Genomic DNA, 20818 nt, shown 5'->3' with positions numbered 1-20818 from the left:
ATGCTGGTCAATGGCGCGGGCGGTATCGCCGTTGGTATGGCGACCAACATCCCGCCGCATAACTTGGGCGAAGTGATCGACGCCTGTCAGGCCCTGATCGAGAACCCCGATCTGACCTCGGAAGAGCTGATCGAATACATCCCCGGCCCCGATTTCCCCACCGGCGGGATCATGTTGGGCCGTTCGGGCGCGCGCAAAGCCTATCTTGAGGGGCGCGGCAGTGTGATCATGCGGGCCAAAACTCGTGTCGAAGAGATTCGTAAGGACCGTTTCGCCATCGTCATCGACGAGATCTGCTATCAGGTGAACAAATCCACCATGATCGAAAAGATCGCCGAGCAGGTGCGCGAGAAGAAGATCGACGGCATCGCCCATGTTCAGGATGAATCTGACCGCAACGGCGTGCGGGTTGTGATCGAGTTGAAGCGCGACGCCACCGCCGAAGTGGTGATGAACCAGCTTTACCGTTTCACCCCGATGCAGACCTATTTCGGCTGTAACATGCTGGCGCTCAACGGCGGCCGGCCCGAACAGCTGACCCTGCGCAAGTTCCTGACATCCTTCATCGATTTCCGCGAAGATGTCGTCGCCCGCCGCACTGCCTATTTGCTGCGCAAGGCGCGTGAACGCAGCCACATCCTGTGTGGTCTGGCCGTGGCCGTTACCAATATCGACGAGGTCGTCGCGACGATCCGGTCCTCCGCCGATGCCGCTGAAGCGCGCGAAAAGCTGATGACCCGCCGTTGGCCCGCGGAACAGATCCTGCAATATATCGCACTGATCGACGATCCGACACATACCGCCAATGACGACGGCACCTATAACCTGTCCGAAGCACAGGCCCGCGCCATTCTGGAACTGCGTTTGCAGCGTCTGACACAGATCGGGGTGAAAGAGGTCACCGACGAGCTGGAAGAACTGGCCAAGAAGATCAAGGAATACCTTGAAATTCTGGGCAGCCGCGAACGGATCATGGGCATCATCTCGGAGGAGCTGGCCGAGGTGAAAGACCAGTTTGCCGTGCCGCGCCGCACAGAGATCGTCGACTGGTCCGGCGACATGGACGACGAAGACCTGATCGCGCGCGAGGATATGGTCGTGACCGTAACCTCCGGCGGCTATATCAAACGCACCCCACTGGTCGATTTCCGCAGCCAACGCCGCGGCGGCAAAGGTGTTTCGGGCATGCAAACGAAGGAAGAGGACGTCGTCACCACCCTCTTCGTTGCCAATACCCACACGCAACTGCTGTTCTTTACGACCGACGGCATGGTCTACAAGCTCAAGACCTGGCGTTTGCCCCAAGGCGGGCGCACGTCAAAGGGCAAGGCGATCGTCAATATCCTGCCCATCCCGACCGGCGTTTCCATTGCGGCGATTATGCCCGTGGACCGCGACGAAAAAGAATGGGACGATCTGCAGGTGGTCTTTGCGACATCCGCGGGCACCGTGCGCCGGAACAAGCTGTCGGATTTCACCAACGTCATGCGCAACGGCAAGATCGCCATGAAGTTCGAGGACGACCACGCCGACACCACGCTGATCAACGCACGCATCGCGTCGAATGACGATGATGTCATGCTGGTGACCAATTCGGGCCGCGCGATCCGCTTCCCTGCGACGGATGTGCGCGTCTTTAACAGCCGCGCCTCTGTCGGGGTGCGTGGGATCAAGCTGAACGGCGATGACAAGGTCGTCTCCATGTCGATCATCCGTCACTTTGACGCCAGCTCGGAAGAACGGACGGCCTACCTCAAGATGCGCCGCGCGATGGCCGGTCTGGCCGATGATGCGGAAGGCGACGAAGACGAAGCCCCCGCCGATCCGAATTTCTCGCAAGAGCGCTACGCCGAAATGTCCGCGGCCGAGAACCTGCTGCTGACAATCACCGAAAAAGGCGCGGGCAAACTGTCCTCAAGCCACGACTATCCCGTGCGCGGGCGTGGGGGCCTAGGTGTGACCGCGATGGACAAAGCGATGCGCGGTGGCGATATCGTCGCCTCCTTCCCTGTCGAGATGGATGATCAGATCATGCTCGCGACCTCTAAAGGGCAATCGATTCGCGTCCCGGTAGAGGGTATTTCCTTCCGGTCGCGCAGTGCCGGTGGCGTCAAAGTCTTTGACACCGGCCGCGGCGAAGTTGTGGTAAGCGTTGCCTGGATTGCAGACCAAGGTGATGAAACCGGCGAAGACGAGATCGCAACGCCTGAGGCGTAAGTCACCTGACAGAATGCTGAAAGCCGCCCCTCTTCCTGAGTGGGCGGCTTTTTTCTTTGCGCGCTAAAGATTGGAAACCCATAAAAAAACGCCCCCGAGGGGGCGTTTTCGAAACTCTCAGATCGTCAGATCTGTATTGCTTACGTACCGTTGGAACCGTTTGTGCCGTTTGCGTCGTCATCGTTGCTTGCGATAACTGCAACTGCAACGATAACCGCTGCGATACCACCGGCTGCGGCGGGGCTCAGGCCCTCAAAGCCAACGCCACCAGCGGCGCTTGGATCGATGCAACGACGCGCAATGATGCCATCGATTTCGGTAGGTGCTTGGCAAGCGTAGGTAACGCCGTTTTCGCCAACAACTGTGGTTGGGTAGCCGGCAACGCCGGAATCACCACCAACAGCGGCTTGGGTTGTAACTTGGGCGGAAGCTGCGCCGGCAGTCATCAAAAGCGCGGCGGCGAATGCTGTGAAGCGTGTCATAATAATTTCTCCAGTTTGCGAAGGTCAAAAATCTTGATCATCATATCGCATATTTCAGGCGCAATAGCAAACTTGATATTGACGCTAGGGTCATCAGATCAAGTAAATGCAATTCAACCGACCGTTTTCGGGCTCGGCCAGACTATAATGCATATAGAGTGCTGAATTTCTCCGTCAAATAAGAAAGCAAGGGTGCCTCGCTCGGCTGCTCCCCGGTGGCGCGCGTGATCAGATCCCGTGGAGCGTAAAGCCCGCCGTGGCGTTGGACATTCTCACGCAGCCAGCCCGTGGCCGCAGAAGTATCGCCCTGCGCCAATTGCGCATCCAGTTCCGGTACATCGCGGCGCAGCGCCGTATTCAGGCACCCGGCATAGACGTTGCCCAAGGAATATGTCGGGAAATAGCCGAACAACCCGACCGACCAATGCACATCCTGCAACACGCCGTTCGAGGGCCGGTCAACCGCATAGCCGAAATCGGCCTCGAACCTGTCGTTCCACGCGGCTTCCAGATCACCGACCTGCAGATCACCGGCCATCAAAGCACGTTCCAGATCAAACCGCAAAAGCACGTGCAGATTGTATTGCAGCTCGTCGGCCTCGGTCCGGATATAGCCGTCAGAGACACGGTTCACGATGCGGTAGAAGGTTTCTTCATCCGCTACGCCAAAATCACCGAAGGCATCGCGCATCTGACCGTAGAGCCAGCCGGTAAAGGCACGGCTACGTCCAAGCTGGTTTTCATAGATGCGGCTTTGACTTTCGTGCACCCCCATAGACACCCCCGCCCCAAGCGGCGTCAAAAGGTAGTCCTTGTCGATGCCCTGCTCATAGCAGGCATGTCCGACCTCGTGGATGGTGGAATAGAAACAGTTGAACGGGTCCAGCTCGTTGGTGCGTGTGGTGATCCGCACATCAAGCCCCGACCCGCTTGAGAACGGATGCACGGCCTTGTCGACACGCCCCATGGTCATATCATAGCCAAACGTGGTGGCGAGCTGACGTGTCAGCTTCATCTGGGTCTCCGCGTCAAAGCGGCCCTCTAGCACCGGCGGTGCTTCGGCGGCGCGCACGGCTTCACGCAGGCGCGTTAGTTCGGGGCGCAATGCGCCGAACATCGCCTCCAGCTCGGCGGCACGCGCACCGGGTTCATAATCATCCAGCATCGCGTCATAGACATCGCCGCCAGCAGCCAGCGCCTGCCCTTCTTCGCGCTTCAACGCGATCACATCGGCCAAGGTTGGCGCAAAGGCCGCGACATCATCGGCGGCGCGCGCCTCGGCCCAGATGCCCTGCGCCTCCGAGGTGACCCGAGCGATGCGCGCGGCAAGGGCGGCGGGCACTTTAGAGCTGCGCGCGTGACTGCGACGGATGTCACGCAGCTGCGCTTGTCCGACGGGGTTCAGCGCCGATTCGTCGATCCTGTCCAGCCATTCGGGAATGCGCGGATCAACACGGCGCGCATGAAGCACGCCTTCCATTGCCGCCATCTCCTCGCCACGCTGCGGGGCGGCCCCGCGTGGCATGACGGTCTCCTGATCCCAACCCAACCGGCCCGCGACCTGTGCCAGCGCCTCGGTTTCGCGCTGGAACGCCATCAGCTCATCAAAAGCACTCATCAGGATTTTCCTCGTACAGATGTCGGAATGGGATAGGCGCTCAGGAAGCGGGCGCGCAGGATCAGCACCCACAGCACCACGGCAAGCACCTGATGGAAGATCGCGATATGTACCGGTGCGGCGTTGATCACGGTCACAATGCCCAAGGCAATCTGCCCCAGCATCGCGATCATCATCAGGTTGAACGCTTTGCGCGTATTGGGATGCGCCGATTTACGGCCCCGCAGCCAGACCACGATCGCAAAGGCAAACAGCAGATAGCCCGCCATGCGGTGCATAAACTGCACCAGCCCGGGGTTCTCAAAAAAGTTGCGCCAGACCGGCGTGATGCTGAAGGCGTCAGGCGGAAAGAACTGCCCCTGCATCAACGGCCAATCGACAAAGAACCGCCCCGCATCGATCCCTGCGACCAGCGCGCCCAACAGGATCTGCAGGAAGGCAAAATGCAACAGGCCCGTGGACATGCCGAAAAGCTTCGCCTCCTTGGCGCGTCGTGCCTGCATCAGGTCACGCTCGCTTCGGCCCAATAGCAACGCATACCAGGTGATGAACCCAAGAATGACAAAGGCAAGCCCCAGATGCGTGGCCAAACGGTAGCTGGCGACATCCAGAACCGCCTCTCCGGTGGTGACGCCCGACGACACCATCCACCAGCCGATCGCACCCTGCAGACCGCCAAGACCGCCCAACACAAGCAAACGCCCGGACCAGCCAACGGGGATCTGGCGACGCAAGAGAAACCACAAGAACCCGACAGCCCAGACCAGACCAACCACCCGCCCCAACTGCCGATGGCCCCATTCCCACCAGTAGATTGCTTTGAAATCAGACAGTTCCATCCAGGAGTTCTGGACCTGAAACTCGTCAATCTCTTGGTATTTGGCGAATTCCGACTGCCAGTCCGCCTCGTTCATCGGCGGCATGGCTCCGGTAAAGGGCTTCCATTCGGTGATGCTCAGGCCACTGTCGGTCAATCGGGTCAGACCGCCTACGGCGATCATCACAAAGACCAATGCGAATAGGATGAACAGCCAGATACGGATGCCACGGCGTGCCCCACCCCGCCCGCGGTCAATGCCGCCAGCCTGTGCCACGGGGCGCGTGGCCTGCGCCTCGCCTACGTCCTCGAACAGCTTTCGTTTTTCGGCCATGGTGCCTCTCGTCTGCTAGGGTTTGTGCAGAAGTAGGACACAAGCGCACAAAGGTCTAGCCGCGCTCTTTCCAACGTACCATCTGTCGCAGGGTGCCGTGCAAGGTCTGCACATCGGCACGGGTCAGCGGCAGGCGCGACCACATGTTGCGCAGGTTGATCTTCATGCTGGCGGCCTTGTGCTCGGGGTAGAAAAAGCCGGCGGTGTCCAGACGGTCCTCGAAATGCCGTGCGAGATGTTCGATCTCGCTGTTGTCGGCCCAGTCGGTGCCCGCCATCTCGACCTGCTCGGCCACGACATCGCCCTGCGCACGCATCCACTCATAGCCCATCAGCAACACACATTGCGCAAGGTTAAGCGAGGCAAAGGCAGGGTTTACCGGGACCGAGACAATCGCATTCGCGCGGCTGATATCATCATTCTCAAGCCCTGCCCGTTCCGGCCCGAACAGCACCGAGACACGGCGGCCCTCGCGGATCATCTGCGCGGCTTTGGCCATAGCCGCTTCAGGACTATAAACTGGCTTGGTCAGATCTCGATCGCGCGCCGTGGTGGCAAAAACAAAGGCAGCATCGCCCACGGCGCCGGCGACATCATCATAGATCACCGCCTCATCCAGCAACCGCCCCGCACCAGATGCCATGGCAACGGCCGAAGGGTTCGGCCAGCCGTCACGCGGCGCGACAATGCGCATGCGATCAAGGCCAAAGTTCCACATGGCCCGAGCGGCGGCACCGATGTTTTCGCCCATCTGCGGGCGCACAAGCACAAAGGCCGGGATCTGCGGGTGTTCTACTGTATCATTCATGGGCACCTCATACGCGCGCGGCGCGCACCTCGCAAGAACGACGGGGCGCTGCATCCGCCTTCCAAATGGGAAAAAATCCTCGCCGAAGGCATAAAAGTTTTTCTTTCCCCGCGTGATCCGCTAATTGACGCGCAATAATGCAAAGGACAGCAAGCCATGGATACGCCCGAACAGCCGCAGCTTTACCTGATTACCCCGCCCGAGCTTGAACTCTCCAGCTTTCCCGACCAGCTGGCGCGTGTGCTGGATGCGCATGACGTGGCCTGCGTGCGTCTGGCGCTCAGCACCCGTGACGAAGATCGCGTGATGCGCGCGGCGGATGCGCTGCGGGGCGTCACCGACGCGCGTGACATTGCGCTGGTGATTGCGGATCACACTTTGCTGGCGGAACGGCTCGGGCTTGATGGCGTGCATCTGTCGGATGCGGCGCGCTCCGTGCGTCATGCGCGCAAGACCTTGGGCGATGACGCCATTGTCGGCAGCTTTTGCAACGGCTCGCGTCACGACGGCATGGCCGCAGGCGAAGCGGGTGCGGATTACATCAGCTTTGGTCCGGTGAACGCGTCCCTGCTGGACGATGGCACCCACGCCGAACAAGACCTGTTCCAGTGGTGGTCCGAAGTGATCGAAGTGCCGGTCGTCGCCGAAGGCGGGCTCAACACCGATCTGATCCGCGCGCTCACCCCCGTTACCGACTTTTTCGGCATCGGGGATGAAATCTGGACCAGCGAAACACCCCAGCAGGCGCTCGCTGATCTGATTGCCGCGATGAAGTAACCGCGCAGGGCGGGTGTTACAGGAACACCCGCTCTACGAACCAATAGGCCCCGATGACCGCAATCGCGACCGACGCCGGAATGGCGACAAAGCGACGGTAGGGTGCCGCGACCTGACGGAACTGCACCGACAGGAAACACCCGGTAAAGACCAGCGCCAGCGGGATCAGGAACACCGGCACCGGTGCCTCCAGCAGCGCGGCCACGGCGGGCATCGGCACGATGCACAGCGCCAGCGCAATCACCGTCAGCGCCACATAAAGCCCCTTGGCCGCACGCGGGTCACCCTGCCCGCGCATCACCCGCAGCGCTTGCCAGACACAGAGGAACATGACGGCAATCACGGTGAGCTGCCCGATCTCTACCCCGATGTTGAACCCGATGAGCGCAGGGATGAACTGGTCTTGCGGCAAGCCGAATTCCCCCAGCACCGAGGCAAAACCAAGCCCGTGCAACAGACCAAAGCCAAAGATCACCAGCGGTCTCCACGGGCTGAGCCCTGCAAGAAAGATATTCTCGACCGCGACATAGACGATAGAGGCGGCGATCAGCGGCTCGACAATGCTGCCGGGGACAGTCACCCAGCCAAGCGCGCCAAGCGCCAATGTCACCGTATGCGCTGCCGTAAACGCCGTAACCTGCCAGATCAGCGGGCGCAGATGTGTCGACAGGAAAAACAGCCCCAGCACGAACAGGATATGATCCAGCCCCTTGGGCAGGATGTGGTCAAACCCGACGGGAATATAGCTGGCAAACGCCTCCCACGCGGATTGCTGTCCGCCGCCCGCAAGCAAAATTTCGGGGCTTTCCGCGCCACCGTCCAGATAACCGGTATAGGGGTTTTCGACCCCTTGTTGGCGCAGGACCAGCGCGCCCGACCCATCGGGCCATGCCACCACCAGCCCGCGCGTGTCTTGCGGCACCGTGCCTTGCAGCGACCATTCGGCGATGCGGGGCAGCTCTGGATTCACATCTTCGGGAAGCGTCAGCGCGACTGCCTCCAGCGCCACAGGCTCCCCATCGGCGCGCAGCAGCGGTAGCGCGTTCCACTGGGCCAGCAATTCCGGCGCACGGGCCGCGACCTCATCGGCGGGCAAGGCACGCAAGCTGTCGTAATCGCTGGCATTTTCGGCATCATTCGTATCGGCTACCGCATCCAGATCAATGCCGGACATCAGCGCCTCTAGGTTTACGCGCAGATCAAGCGTGACCTGACCGTCGCTGCTTTGCACGTCGGCGATGGTCGGCACGACTTCATGCGCCTGCGCGAGCCCTGCCATCCCACTTGACAAAACCAGCGCATAGGCCAGCTTGAGTATCAGTTTATAAAAGGTTGTTGTCATGTTTCTGTCCCGTTTCGCACTCGTACTATCATTCTTATTACCAACTTCGGCTGTCACTGCGCATGAATTCTGGTTGGACGCGCCCGCGTATCAAGTACAGACCGGCACCGAAATAACAACCGACATCCGCAACGGTCAGTTGTTCGAGGGCACACGCCTCGCCTATTTCCCGAACAGCACCGAACGGTTTGACGTGACTTTTGACGGGGAAACCACACCGGTCGCAGCGCGCATGGGCGATATCCCGGCGCTGAAGATGACCGCGCCGGATCAGGACGGGCTGGCAATCATCGCGCATCAGGCCAAGGCGACAATGCTGACCTATAAAGACTGGCAAACATTCGTCGGATTTACCGTGCATAAGGATTTCATGCAGGCATTGGCCGAGCACCGCTCGAAGGGTTACCCCCAAGACAAGGTGCGCGAACGCTATAGCCGCTATTCCAAGGCGCTGATCGCGGTCGGCGACGGACAAGGTGAAGACAAAGCCTTGGGGCTTGAAACCGAACTTGTCGCGCTCACCAACCCCTACACGCTTGCGGCCGATCAGCAGATGGAGGTCGCGCTGACCTACCAGCAAGAGCCGCGCCGCGATGTGCAGGTTGAAGTCTATGAACGCGACGCGGACAAGAACGTCACCGTGACCAAATACCGGACGGATGACGCGGGGCACGTCCAATTTCCGGTTACCGCGGGGATGACCTATCTGGTGGATGCCGTGGTGCTGCGCCCTGCCCCGGACGTGGAAACCACCCCCACCAGCCCCCAATGGGAGAGCCTTTGGGCATCGCTGACATTTGCCGTGCCGGAATAGGCCTTTTCGCGCCGCCGCGCCTTGCGCCCGCCATATCGGTTGGGCCATACCGGCGGCATGACACATACACCTGACATTCTCTGCATCGGTTCCGTGCTTTGGGACATTATCGGCCGTGGCGATACGGTCATGCGGCAAGGCTCTGATATGCCCGGTCGCATCTCGCGTCTGCCCGGTGGCGTTGCGCTGAATATCGCGATGGCGCTGGCCCGCTTTGGGCTGTCCCCCGCCCTCATCAGCGCCGTCGGCCGCGACCCTGAAGGAGACGAGCTGATTGCCGCGTGCAAGCTGCGCGGGCTGCATACGGATCATGTGTACCGCTCGGATGATCTGCCCACGGACCGCTATATGGCGGTCGAGGGCACCAACGGCCTGATCGCCGCCATTGCCGATGCCCATTCGCTTGAGGCTGCGGGCGATAAAATCTTGCGCCCGTTCGAAGACGGATCGCTGCCCACCCCCTACCGCGGGGCCGTTGCGTTGGATGGCAACCTGACGCTGGACCTGCTATCGCAAATGGCGCGTAGCCCGCTGCTTGAGCATGCTGATCTGCGCGTCGCTCCTGCGTCGCCGGGCAAGGCGCAACGGCTCACACCGTTTTTGCAGGCGGAACGCGGTACGCTTTACGTCAATCTCGAAGAAGCGGGTCTGCTGTGTCAGGCGACATTCGACAATTCGCGCGATGCGGCCACGGCGCTGCTGTCGCGCGGTGCCGTGCGCGCGGTGGTCACCGATGGCGGCAATCCCGCGACGGTGGGTGCGCCAAGTGGTCTGATAACCCAGAACCCGCCGCCCGTCTCTGTCACCCGCGTCACCGGTGCCGGTGATACGTTCATGGCCGCCCATATCGCGGCTGAAATCAAAGGGGCGGCACCAGACGCGGCCCTGACCCAAGCGCTTAGTGCCGCTGCCCAATATGTTTCTGGAGAGACCAAAATATGATTCCCCTGCACCGCTCTGCCGAAGTCGCCAAAGCCCATGCGAATGGCACCCCCGTTGTTGCGCTGGAAAGCACGATCATCACCCACGGGATGCCCTATCCGCAAAACCTAGAGGTCGCGCGTCAGGTCGAGGCGGATGTGCGTGAGGCCGGTGCGATCCCCGCCACCATCGCTGTGATCAACGGACGGTTGCACATCGGGCTCGAGGACGACGAGCTGTCAGCATTGGCGCAAGCCAAGAATGTCTCCAAACTGTCGCGTGCCGATATGGCGGCCTGCATCGCCACGGGCGGCACCGGCGCCACAACGGTTGCCGCGACAATGATCGCCGCCCATCTGGCCGAGATCGCGGTTTTCGCCACCGGCGGTATCGGCGGCGTGCATAAGGGCGCAGAAGACAGCTTTGATATCTCTGCCGACCTGATGGAACTTGCCCAAACGCCCGTGACCGTTGTCGCCGCGGGGGCCAAGGCCATTCTGGATGTGGCCAAAACGCTCGAGGTGCTGGAAACCCAAGGCGTGCCGGTGATCACCGTCGGCCAAGACAGCTTCCCCGCCTTCTGGAGCAGCACCTCCCCGCTGAAATCGCCCCTGCGCATGGATAACGCGACTGATATCGCCGCCGCCCATAAAATGCGCGGCCACATGGGTCTGCCCGGGGGGCAGCTGGTCGCCAACCCGATCCCGAAAGAGGATGAAATCGCCGCCGCTGATCTGGCACCCATCATCAAGGCCGCCCAAGCTGATGCCAATACCCACGGCATCAGCGGTAAGGCCGTGACCCCCTATCTGTTGCAGCGCATCTTCGAACTGACCGAAGGCCGGTCGCTGACCGCGAACATCGCATTGGTGCGCAACAACGCCCGTTTTGCGTCCAAAATTGCGGCTGCACTTATGTCAAAAGACGCATAAAGCTTAATTATTATGCGTCCTCCATTGTAGCAACGCGTGAAACGCCCTAGCTCTAACGCATTGCTGCAGTGGGATAACCTTCATTCATGAACACACCGTTTACGCCGCCCCTTCCTCCCGCACCGCGCCGGACTTTGTTCGCGCGGATCAGGGCTTCGTTCCTGACGGGGCTGGTGGTGATTGCGCCGGTCGGCCTCACGATCTGGCTAATCTGGACCGTAATCGGCTGGATCGACGGGATCGTGCTGCCGATGGTCCCGCTGGCCTATCACCCTGATCGGCTGATCCAGACGTATTTCGGGTTGGACCCGTCTGCCCAGATCAACGTGCGCGGCATCGGTGTGATCATCTTCTTGCTGTTCACGGTCATCGTCGGTTGGCTGGCCAAGGGCATCATCGGCCGGTCGTTCATCCGTTTCGCCGAAAGTCTGGTAGAGCGTACACCTGTGGTGCGGACCATCTATTCCGGCATCAAGCAGATTTCGGAGACGATTTTCGCCCAGTCAGAGCGCAGCTTTGAAACCGCCTGCATGATTGAATACCCGCGTAAAGGTATATGGGCGCTTGGTTTTATCTCTATCCCCGCAAAGGGAGAGGTCGCCGCCGCAGGGGGTGAAGGGTCGAACCTTGTGGGGGTGTTTGTGCCGACCACGCCCAACCCGACCTCGGGCTTTTTGTTGTTCGTGCCGCAAAAGGATGTGACCGAGCTCGACATGTCGGTCGAGGACGCGGCCAAGCTGGTGATCTCTGCCGGTCTGGTCTATCCGCCGAAGAAACCCGTGCCGGTGGACCCATCCGCGACCCCGCGGCCTGACCGCATTTCCCCTAGCTGAACATCTTGCGCAGATCGACTGAACTGCACTTGCCTACGCTGTCGATATCGGTTTGCAGAAACCGCTCGGCCGAGGTGCGGCCCGCGGATTTAAGCGCGGTGATCACCGCCCCGTTCGGCACGCTTTTGGTAGCGGTGGACAGCTGTGACATCAGATCATCATCAGCGATCATGTGAATCCGCAACCGCTGCATCTGACCTTCCTCGACACGTCCCTGATCCAGCAGGTTCTGCACAAAGTGGATCGCACGAAGTTCGCGTAACAGGCTGGAATTAAAGCTGATTTCATTCACTCGATTGTGGATCATCTGCGGCGTGGTGGGCAGTTCGTCCCGTTCAAGCGGGTTGATATTGATGATGACGATGTCCCCCGGCAGGTCCGAGGAATACAGCGGGAAAAGCGCCGGATTGCCGGTATAGCCCCCGTCCCAGAACGCCTCGCGCCGGCCCGATTTCGGATCCTCCATCTCGATCGCCTGAAACAGCGTCGGCAGACAGGCAGAGGCGAGGATCGCGTCCGGCGTGATCTCTTCTTTCTCGAAGACGCGGATCTTGCCGTCGCGCACTTTGGTCGCGCTGACAAACAGCCGTGGTCCCGCCGCTTGGCAGATATGTTCGTAATCAAACGTCTCGACAATATCGCGCAGCGGGTTGCGATAGAGCGGGCCGTAGACATAGGGCGACACGATCTGCGTCATCGCCGTGCTGAGCATGACCGGCCAGCTATAGGCCATCGCCTGACTAAGCGCACCGACGCCAAAGGGGGCCATCCAGCCGTTCAGATGCAGGTTCCTGACACCGGCGACCCTGTCCCACAGCCAATCCAGATTATCGCGCGCGGCCTGATGCCCGCCCTTGATCAGCCCCGCCTTCAACGCAGCGCCGTTCAGCGCGCCAGCCGATGTGCCGGAAATACCGCTGATCTCAAGCTCTGGCTCTTCCAGCAGCCGGTCAAGCACGCCCCAGGTGTAAGCCCCATGCGCGCCGCCGCCCTGTAGGGCAAGGTTGATCTGTTTTTTCTGCATCTAGACGCTCCGCCAATCGGCGCGCGCGAGGTATCCCCGCGCCCGCGTGTTATATCACAAGGCGGTCCAGCCACCATCGACGCTGATCGTTGTACCGGTGATCTGGTCCCCCGCCTCGGAACATAGGAAAGTCGCGGTGCCGCCCAGTTGTTCGACCGTGGCGAATTCTTTCGACGGTTGACGCTTGAGCATGACGTTCTTGATCACCTCTTCGCGCGACATGTCGTATTCTTTCATCGTGTCAGGGATCTGCTTTTCCACGATATCGGTCAGCACATAGCCCGGGCAGATGGCATTGCAGGTGATCGGGTCTTCGGCCGTTTCCAGGGCGGTGGTTTTGGACAGCCCTACGATCCCGTGCTTGGCCGCAATATAGGCGGATTTATAGGGTGAGGCCGTCAGCCCGTGCGCCGAAGCGACGTTGATCACGCGGCCCCAGCCCGCCTCGCGCATCATTGGCAGAGCCACCGCCGTGGTGTGAAACGCAGAACTGAGGTTGATGGCGATGATCGCGTCCCATTTCTCGGTCGGGAAGCTGGGGATCGGCGCGACATGCTGGATGCCCGCGTTATTCACCAGAATATCGCAGCGCCCTGCATCGGTGATCAGCTGGCGGCATTCTTCGGCTTTCGACATATCCGCCTTGATATAGCGCGCGGTCACGCCGGTTTCGGTGGCGATGTCTTTCGCAATAGCGTGGTCTTCGTCGCGGTCGGTAAAGGAGTTCAGCACAACATCCGCCCCTGCCCGCGCCAATGCCCAGGCAATGCCAAGCCCAATACCGGAATTGGACCCCGTGATGACTGCTGTTTTTCCTGAAAGTTCGATGCTGTAAGCCATGAAAATCTCCTAGCGTTTCTGCAGGTGCATCATGGCGGGCTGCGAAACGAATGGAAACGGCTAATTCCGCGCCCCGGCGGAATGCCCCTGCTGCCCGGACATATGCCGGATCACGGGCAAAAAAAAACGTCCGCACGAAGCGGACGTTAAGTTATTGAGGCAGGTTTCATACAGGCAAGAAACCTATCGAGCAGTGAGTTCGTTATACGCAATTCGCCGCCGTAATTCAAGCTTAAAGTTTGAACTGTAGCCGCCGCATCGCTAAGGAATACGCTAATAAAACAAGGGCAGAGCGGGATTGTTGCTAAAATGGCGTTTAAATTTTTCCAAAGCTGTCGGGCAGTTGCAGCTGTTTCTTCACTGATTCTTCTCAGTGGATTCGCCCGCGCCGAGCCCGCACATGGTATATCTATGTATGGGGACCCTGCTCTCCCACCTGATTTTGTGTCGCTGCCCTATGCCAACCCGGACGCACCCCAAGGCGGCGCGATCGTTCTGGGCAACACCGGCGGGTTTGACAGCCTCAATCCCTTCGTGCGCAAGGGCACCTCTCCGTGGCAGTTGCCGTTCTTTACCCATGAAAGCCTGATGGGCCGTTCGTGGGATGAACCTTTCGCGCTTTACGGGCTTTTGGCCGAATCGATTGAGGTCCCGGAGGACCGGTCCTGGGTCGAATTCACCCTGCGACCCGAGGCGCGTTTCTCCGATGGCAGTCCGGTCACCCCCGAAGATGTGATCTTTAGCTACGACATGCTCGGCACTGAGGGGCACCCGCGCTACCACGGGCTTTATGCCCAGATCGACAGCATCACCCAGACCGGTCCGCGCAGCGTTAAGATGGTGTTCAACACCGACAACCGAGAGCTGGCACTGCTGGCAGGGATGCGCCCGATCCTGAGCAAGGCGCAATGGGAGGGCCGCGATTTCGCCAATGCCCCGCTGGCGGAGATACCGCTCGGCTCCGGCCCATATGTGGTCAGCGATTATAAGGCGGGCAAACAGGTCACCCTGACGCGCAACCCTGACTACTGGGGCAAGGATGTGCCGTTTCGCAAAGGCACCCATAACATCGACGAGATAAAGCTCGACTTTTATGGCGACGCGAATGTGCTGTTCGAGGCGTTCAAGGCCGGAGAGATTTCCGCCCTGCGCGAATTCAACGCCGAAAGCTGGGCGACGCAATATGACTTCCCCGCCGTGCAGCGCGGTGATGTGGTCAAATCCACCTTCGCCCATAGCAAACCCTCGGGCATGACCGGATTGGTCATGAACACCCGCCGCGCGCCCTTTGACGACATCCGTGTGCGCGAGGCGCTGATCGCGGCCTTTAACTTCGAGTATATCAACGAGACGCTGACCGGCGGGGCGCAACCGCGCATTACTTCTTATTTCTCGAACTCCCCGCTGGCGATGCAAGACGGCCCCGCCACCGGCCGTGTGGCCGAGTTGTTGACCCCCTTTGCTGATGATCTGCCCGCCGGCGCGCTTGACGGCTATGCGCTGCCCGTGTCCGACGGGTCCGCCCGCAACCGCGCGGGCATCCGCCGCGCCATGGGCGCGCTGGCCGACGCGGGATTCAGCGCCGACGGCGGCACCATGCGGGGGCCTGACGGGCAGCCCTTGTCGTTCAGCATCCTGCTGTCCAAAGGCAGCAGCGAGAATATCGCCATTGCCGAGCTTTATATCCAGGCGCTGGCCCGTCTGGGCATCACCGCCCGCGTGGACGCTGTGGATGATGCGCAATTCGTCGCGCGTAACGCGGCCTTCGACTTTGACATGGCCATCTTCCGCCGCGCCCTCTCGCTGAGCCCGGGCAACGAACAACGCTATTACTGGGGGTCGGAGGCAGCCGATCAGGAAGGCAGCCGCAACCTGATGGGGGTGAAATCCCCTGCCATTGACGCGATGATCGATACGATGGTCGGGGCCAGCAGCGCCGAGGATTTCACCGCCGCCACGCGCGCGCTGGATCGCGTGCTGACCGCCGGGCGCTATGTCATCCCGTTCTGGCAGTTCACTGAAGACCGCATCGCGCATGTCGCAGCGATGAAATACCCCTCCCACGTGCCGCTGTATGGCGACGGGCCGAACTATATGCCCGAGGTCTGGTGGATTGAACCGGCCCAGTAAGAGACGCGTATAGGTATCAGGGGCCGGTGCCTGCGGCGTAGCGGCCCTTCGGGGAGAGTTTATTTGGCAAAATGAAGCGCGGGCCTGTCGGTTAGGTGAGCGATGTGACCCAAAGGATGGTGGCGTCCTCATCGCTGGTAGAGACGACGTTATGCCCCATCGTCGCATCATAATAGGCGCTGTCGCCGCGGCGCATTTCGACGGGTTCGTAAAATTCGGTGTATAGGGTGATGACGCCGGTCAGCACGTAAAGGAACTCTTCCCCGTCGTGGCGCACCCAGCCGTCGAACTCATCCATCCGGCGGGCACGGATACGCGCGCGGTAGGGAAGCATCTGCTTTTTGCGCAGCGTATCGGCCAGCATCGTGTGCTCGTAGGTGGTCGTCGCCTTGGCCGCCCCCTCGCCCGATTTGGTGACTGCCATGCGCCCGTTGATCTGCCCCGCCGAGGGGGGCGTAAAGAGCTGTGGCACCGAGATTTCCAACCCCACGGCGAGCTTTTTCAGCGCCTCATAGGTGGGCGACATCTGGCCGTTCTCGATCTTGCTGAGCGTGGAGCGGGCCAGTCCGGCCTGATTGGCGGCTTGCTCCAGCGTCCAGTTGCGCGCCTTGCGCAGCTCGCGCACGCGCGCCCCCAGATCAACAGGCGGGGCGGTTTCCGTCTCGCCGCTTTCGCGGGCGATCTGGATCATGGATTTCGGGCCGTCTTGCGTCATGCGCTGGCTATAGCGTCGCGCCGGAGCGCTTGCAACGCTGCTGCGCGCGGGGTAGCGATTGGGCATGCTGTCCGTCTCTGCGTCCACCGGCTTTGCGCCTTGCCCCGCCCCGTTCAATCTTGCCGCCCATGTTCTGGGTCGCGCCGCCGATTTGGGCGACAAGACGGCGCTTGCCATTGTTGGGCCCGATCGCGTTGAGGCGTGGCGTTTCGACCAGCTTGAGGCCGCCGTGCGCGGCACCGCGACGGGGTTGCTGGGCATCGGGCTGCGCCCGGGGGACATCGTGCTGATGCGCCTTGGCAATACTGTGGATTTCCCGCTGGCCTATCTGGGCGCGCTGGCCGCAGGCTTGGTGCCTGTCCCCACCGCCGCCGCACTGACAGAGCCGGAGGTTGCCGCGATCATCGCCACCCTCGCGCCCAAGTCGGTCTTGCGCGATCCCGCCGTGCCCTGTCCGCCGAATGACACCACCGTTGATCTGGCCCAGCTCAGGTCCATGCGCGATTTGCCCGCGGCCCCCTGGCATATGGGAGACCCCGACCGGCTGGGCTATATCATCTATACCTCTGGCACGTCGGGCCGGCCGAGCGCGGTGATGCATGCACATCGCGCCATCTGGGCGCGACAGATGATGGTGCGCGGATGGTATGACCTGAAGCCCGAGGATCGGGTCATGCATGCAGGCGCGTTCAATTGGACCTATACGCTGGGGACCGGCCTGATGGACCCCTGGACCGCCGGTGCCACCGCCTTGATCCCGGCTGCGGGCGTGGCACCTGCGGATTTACCTGCCTTGATGGCGCGGCATGAGGCGAGCCTTTTTGCAGCCGCTCCGGGGGTGTACCGTCAGATCCTGAAACACCACGACCGGATCAACGTGCCAAGCCTGCGCCACGGGTTGAGCGCGGGGGAAAAGCTGCCCTCGGCCGTTGCCCGCGCGTGGCAGGCTGCCAGCGGCACGCCGATCTTCGAGGCCTACGGTATGTCGGAGTGTTCGACCTTCCTCTCCGCCTCTCCCGACCGTCCGGCGCGGGCCGGCACATTGGGCCAGCCTCAGGACGGGCGTCGCATCGCGTTGATCGGGACGGAAGGCCCGGTAGAGATCGGCCAGGAAGGCACCATCGCGATCCACAAGAGCGACCCGGGGCTGATGCTCGGCTATCTTGGCGCGCCGGATCAAACGGCCCAGAAATATCAGGGGGACTGGTTCCTGACCGGCGACCAAGGCGTCATGGGCACCGATGGGCAGATCACCTATCTTGGGCGCAATGACGATATGATGAACGCAGGCGGGTTCCGCGTCTCGCCGATCGAGGTGGAACAAACCCTCGCCAAATTCCCCGGCATCCATGCGGTCGGCGCGGCGGAGGTCGAGGTTAAACCCGACGTGACCGTGATCGCGGCCTTCTATACCGCCGACAGCCCGCTGGACGAGGCCGCGCTGGCCCTTTATGCACAAGACAACATGGCGCGCTACAAGCAGCCGCGTCTTTTCATCCACCTGCCAGAGCTGCCGATGGGCGCGAATGGCAAACTGCTGCGCCGGTCCTTGCGTGCAGCCTATGAGGCACAACGATGACCCAGACGATCAAGCTTGATATCATGTCCGACCCGATTTGCCCTTGGTGCTATATCGGCAAGGCCCATCTGGACCGCGCACTGGAAAGCGAGCCGGACCACCCTTTCGCGATCGAATGGCACCCGTTCCAGCTTAACCCCGACATGCCTGCCGACGGGATGGACCGCCGTGCCTATCTGGAAGGCAAGTTCGGCGGCAAGGAAGGTGCGGTGCGGGCCTATGCCCCGGTGGTGGAACATGCCGAGAAAGCCGGTCTCAAGATCAACTTCGAGGCGATGCAGCGCACCCCCAACACGCTGAATGCCCATCGGTTGATCCACTGGGCCGGGATCGAAGGGCGCCAAACCGCTGCGGTATCGGCGTTGTTCAAAGCCTATTTTGTTGATGCGCGCGATATTGGCGATGCCGAGGTGCTCGCCGATATTGCCGACGGGATCGAGATGGATGCATCTGTTGTGACGCGTCTATTGGCGACGGATGAGGATATGGAAGACATCCGCAAACGCGACGCGCACAGCCGCGAGATGGGCATCAACTCCGTCCCGACCTTTATCGTGGGCGGGCGTCACGCAGTGCCGGGCGCGCAGCCGCCCGAGCTTTGGAAAAAAGTTCTGGCCGAGCTGCGCAACGAAGGCTGAGGCCACGCGCCCGCACTGGCGATATGGGGCAGAAAGGCTTTGCCTTTGTGCTGAAACCCGCCTAGAATCAATCGGATAAAGGGGCAAAGACCCCTATCCAGATCGAGCGGGCAGCATGAAATACGATATCCCCTTTCCCTTTATGGGACGCGGGCGGGCGACGGTGGTTTCACCGGCGGCGCGCCCGTCCAGCTTCACACCCTCCACGCCAATGACGCGGACGATCCTGACCTATGGCGGGTTCGACGGCTTCCACACCGGTCACGCCGACTGGCTACGGCAGTTGGCCCGTATGGGCAGCGATCTGGTCGTCGGCTGCCAGAGCGAACAGTTCTGTCATCGTGCGGGGCGTCCGGCGCATCTCGGCTTTGCCGCCCGCCGTGCGGTGCTGGAGCGGTGCCGCTACGTCTCGCGGGTCATTCCGCTTGAGACATGGGATCAGGTGCGCAGCGATATCGTGAATTACAACGTCTCGGTATTGGCCCTGCCCGCGCATCTTCCCCTGCCGGTGTCGGGACTGGACGAGATCGTTCAGGTACTGCGTTTGCCGGTGACCACCCGCGAGACAGAGCCGCGCCAGCGCGCCCAAGCCAGCTGACGGCGCGACGCCGATTGCACTATCTGTAAGGCAGCCTTATGAACACCATAGGCTGCGCCCTGCGGCCCACCGTCACGATGGAGCCGATGGATGACCGACGACCGCCCCGACATCAACATGAACCGCCCCGAGTTTGTGGCGCTGATTGCGATGATGTTTGCAATCATTGCTTTCTCGACCGATGCAATGCTGCCTGCCCTGCCCGAGATCGGCGCAGAGCTGTCGCCTTTGGATATGACCAAAGTCCCGTTGATTGTGACCGCCTTTATCCTGGGCATGGGCATGGGCACTTTTGTCACCGGCCCTCTGTCGGATGCTTTCGGGCGCAAGAATATCATCTACCTCGGGTCTGCAATCTATATCTCGGGGGCTGTGGTGGCGTGGTTAAGCCAATCACTTGAGGTGATGTTGATCGCGCGGGTCGTGCAGGGTGTGGGGGCTGCGGGCCCTCGGGTCGTGGCGCTTGCGGTGATCCGCGATCTGTATTCCGGCCGGCAGATGGCCAAGATCATGTCTTTTGTTATGATGATATTTGTCGTGGTTCCCGCTTTTGCACCTGCGATGGGGGCTGTGATCATCGCCCTGTCCGATTGGCGTGGCGTGTTCTTGTCGTTCATCGTTTTCTCGGCAACCTGTGTGGTCTGGGCCATGCTCCGCCTGCCCGAAACCCTGCCCAAGCCCAAGCGTCGACCTTTGCAGATCGGCCTGCTGTGGAACGCGGTGAAAGAGATATTCAGCAACCCGATGGTGTGTCTGTCGATCACGGTGCAGACGCTGGTGATGGGGTTCTTGTTCTCGACACTGATGCTGGTGCAACCCATTTACGACCAAGTCTATGACCGCGCCGAGAGCTTCCCCTTCTGGTTTGGCGTCGCGGCGCTGATCTCGGGGACGTCCAGCCTGCTGAACGCGCTGCTGGTCGTCCGGCTGGGGATGCAGCGGATCGTGATCCTTGCGCTTGGCCTGCAGATCGTATTGTCGGGCCTGATGCTGGGTCTTGGTCTGGGCGATCTGCCCGAGCCCTATGGCTTTGTCTTTTTCCTGATGTGGCAGGCGTCGCTGTTCTTTCAGGTGGGGCTGGTGATGGGCAACCTCAACGCGCTGGCGATGGAGCCTTTGGGCCATATCGCCGGCATGGCGGCGTCGGTCATCGGGGCGGTGTCGACGGTGATGGCTGCCATGCTCGCCTCGCCCATCGGGTTGATGTTCAACGGCACGATCACCCCGCTGATCGGCGCGGTACTGACGCTGGCGACACTCGCCTTTGCGCTGATGCTGCTTCTGGCGCGGGTCAACCGGCAGGCGGCAGCAGACCCCGCGGAATAGGGCTGAGCGACCACGTGGTGGCTGGCGGTGCCGGTTTCGCCCTTGGGGCGAGGATTTAGAGCCATTTGGAAGC

The 20818-nt window shown here is 61.2% G+C and carries 19 protein-coding genes; 11 read left to right on the top strand and 8 right to left on the bottom strand.

Annotated elements, in window-relative coordinates; translation table 11 throughout:
- The coding region (locus B3849_RS11650; RefSeq protein ID WP_286780153.1) for a DNA gyrase subunit A at positions 1-2217 on the top strand (2217 nt) is incomplete at its 5' end.
- A gap of 140 nt (positions 2218-2357) precedes the next feature.
- On the opposite strand, the gene B3849_RS11645 is transcribed toward B3849_RS11650, so the two are convergent.
- The 4 genes from B3849_RS11645 to B3849_RS11630 form a co-directional block, all read right to left on the bottom strand.
- Positions 2358-2699: a hypothetical protein gene (locus B3849_RS11645; RefSeq protein ID WP_037944371.1), complete on the bottom strand. Its 342-nt coding sequence runs from the start codon at positions 2697-2699 to the stop codon at positions 2358-2360.
- A 142-nt stretch (positions 2700-2841) separates the two neighbouring features.
- A complete protein-coding gene (locus tag B3849_RS11640; protein ID WP_278424575.1) occupies positions 2842-4317 on the bottom strand; it encodes a carboxypeptidase M32 in 1476 nt (491 codons plus the stop codon).
- Entirely contained in the window at positions 4317-5468 is a 1152-nt protein-coding gene (gene ctaA, locus B3849_RS11635) for a heme A synthase (RefSeq protein WP_278424574.1), read from the bottom strand. Before ctaA ends, B3849_RS11640 begins: the two co-directional genes overlap by 1 nt.
- A gap of 55 nt (positions 5469-5523) precedes the next feature.
- Positions 5524-6276, bottom strand: coding sequence for an RNA methyltransferase (locus tag B3849_RS11630; protein ID WP_037944374.1), 753 nt, complete (start codon positions 6274-6276; stop codon positions 5524-5526).
- 156 nt (positions 6277-6432) lie between these two features.
- Between B3849_RS11630 and B3849_RS11625 the strand changes: the two genes are divergently transcribed.
- Complete coding sequence (locus tag B3849_RS11625; RefSeq protein WP_009824730.1) at positions 6433-7053, top strand: thiamine phosphate synthase; 621 nt, start codon at positions 6433-6435, stop codon at positions 7051-7053.
- Positions 7054-7069: 16 nt separating this feature from the next.
- Here B3849_RS11625 and B3849_RS11620 read toward each other — a convergent pair whose 3' ends face one another.
- The gene (locus tag B3849_RS11620; protein ID WP_278424573.1) at positions 7070-8395 is read right to left on the bottom strand and encodes a HupE/UreJ family protein; all 1326 of its coding nucleotides are present in this window, start codon (positions 8393-8395) and stop codon (positions 7070-7072) included.
- Between B3849_RS11620 and B3849_RS11615 the strand changes: the two genes are divergently transcribed.
- The 4 genes from B3849_RS11615 to B3849_RS11600 all read left to right on the top strand — a co-directional run bounded on the left by B3849_RS11615 (position 8394) and on the right by B3849_RS11600 (position 11895).
- On the top strand, positions 8394-9209 hold the full coding sequence (locus tag B3849_RS11615) for a DUF4198 domain-containing protein (protein WP_278424572.1): 816 nt from the start codon (positions 8394-8396) through the stop codon (positions 9207-9209). The genes B3849_RS11620 and B3849_RS11615 overlap by 2 nt on opposite strands.
- Before the next feature lie 57 nt (positions 9210-9266).
- Positions 9267-10151, top strand: a complete 885-nt coding sequence (locus B3849_RS11610) for a PfkB family carbohydrate kinase (RefSeq protein ID WP_037944378.1) — start codon at positions 9267-9269, stop codon at positions 10149-10151.
- Positions 10148-11062 (top strand): pseudouridine-5'-phosphate glycosidase, encoded by a 915-nt coding sequence (locus B3849_RS11605; RefSeq protein ID WP_286780152.1) that lies wholly within the window; start codon positions 10148-10150, stop codon positions 11060-11062. The genes B3849_RS11610 and B3849_RS11605 overlap by 4 nt, the downstream gene beginning before the upstream one ends.
- Before the next feature lie 86 nt (positions 11063-11148).
- On the top strand, positions 11149-11895 hold the full coding sequence (locus B3849_RS11600) for a DUF502 domain-containing protein (RefSeq protein WP_278374681.1): 747 nt from the start codon (positions 11149-11151) through the stop codon (positions 11893-11895).
- Here the strand turns inward: B3849_RS11600 and B3849_RS11595 are convergent.
- Positions 11888-12919: a patatin-like phospholipase family protein gene (locus tag B3849_RS11595; RefSeq protein WP_278424567.1), complete on the bottom strand. Its 1032-nt coding sequence runs from the start codon at positions 12917-12919 to the stop codon at positions 11888-11890. The genes B3849_RS11600 and B3849_RS11595 overlap by 8 nt on opposite strands.
- A gap of 54 nt (positions 12920-12973) precedes the next feature.
- Positions 12974-13747: a 3-hydroxybutyrate dehydrogenase gene (locus B3849_RS11590; protein ID WP_278424580.1), complete on the bottom strand. Its 774-nt coding sequence runs from the start codon at positions 13745-13747 to the stop codon at positions 12974-12976.
- Between the two features lie 423 nt (positions 13748-14170).
- On the opposite strand from B3849_RS11590, the gene B3849_RS11585 reads away from it, so the two are divergent.
- Entirely contained in the window at positions 14171-15889 is a 1719-nt protein-coding gene (locus B3849_RS11585) for an extracellular solute-binding protein (protein WP_286780151.1), read from the top strand.
- A gap of 91 nt (positions 15890-15980) precedes the next feature.
- Here the strand turns inward: B3849_RS11585 and B3849_RS11580 are convergent, their stop codons facing one another.
- The gene (locus B3849_RS11580) at positions 15981-16604 is read right to left on the bottom strand and encodes a helix-turn-helix domain-containing protein (protein WP_039912303.1); all 624 of its coding nucleotides are present in this window, start codon (positions 16602-16604) and stop codon (positions 15981-15983) included.
- A gap of 64 nt (positions 16605-16668) precedes the next feature.
- Between B3849_RS11580 and B3849_RS11575 the strand changes: the two genes are divergently transcribed.
- The 4 genes from B3849_RS11575 (at position 16669) to B3849_RS11560 (ending at position 20745) form a co-directional block, all read left to right on the top strand.
- Positions 16669-18183: a class I adenylate-forming enzyme family protein gene (locus tag B3849_RS11575; protein ID WP_278424560.1), complete on the top strand. Its 1515-nt coding sequence runs from the start codon at positions 16669-16671 to the stop codon at positions 18181-18183.
- Positions 18180-18821, top strand: coding sequence for a DsbA family oxidoreductase (locus B3849_RS11570; RefSeq protein ID WP_037964336.1), 642 nt, complete (start codon positions 18180-18182; stop codon positions 18819-18821). The genes B3849_RS11575 and B3849_RS11570 overlap by 4 nt, the downstream gene beginning before the upstream one ends.
- Before the next feature lie 115 nt (positions 18822-18936).
- A complete protein-coding gene (locus B3849_RS11565) occupies positions 18937-19419 on the top strand; it encodes an adenylyltransferase/cytidyltransferase family protein (protein ID WP_286780150.1) in 483 nt (160 codons plus the stop codon).
- 90 nt (positions 19420-19509) lie between these two features.
- Positions 19510-20745 carry a multidrug effflux MFS transporter gene (locus B3849_RS11560; RefSeq protein WP_278424556.1) on the top strand — a complete coding sequence of 412 codons (1236 nt, stop codon included), beginning with the start codon at positions 19510-19512 and terminating at the stop codon, positions 20743-20745.
- The last annotated feature ends 73 nt before the right edge of the window (positions 20746-20818 follow it).

It is taken from the genome of Sulfitobacter sp. UBA4523 (genome assembly GCF_002388305.1).
GTDB classification, from domain to species: domain Bacteria; phylum Pseudomonadota; class Alphaproteobacteria; order Rhodobacterales; family Rhodobacteraceae; genus Sulfitobacter; species Sulfitobacter pontiacus.
This window is presented reverse-complemented; position numbering and strand designations above follow the sequence as displayed.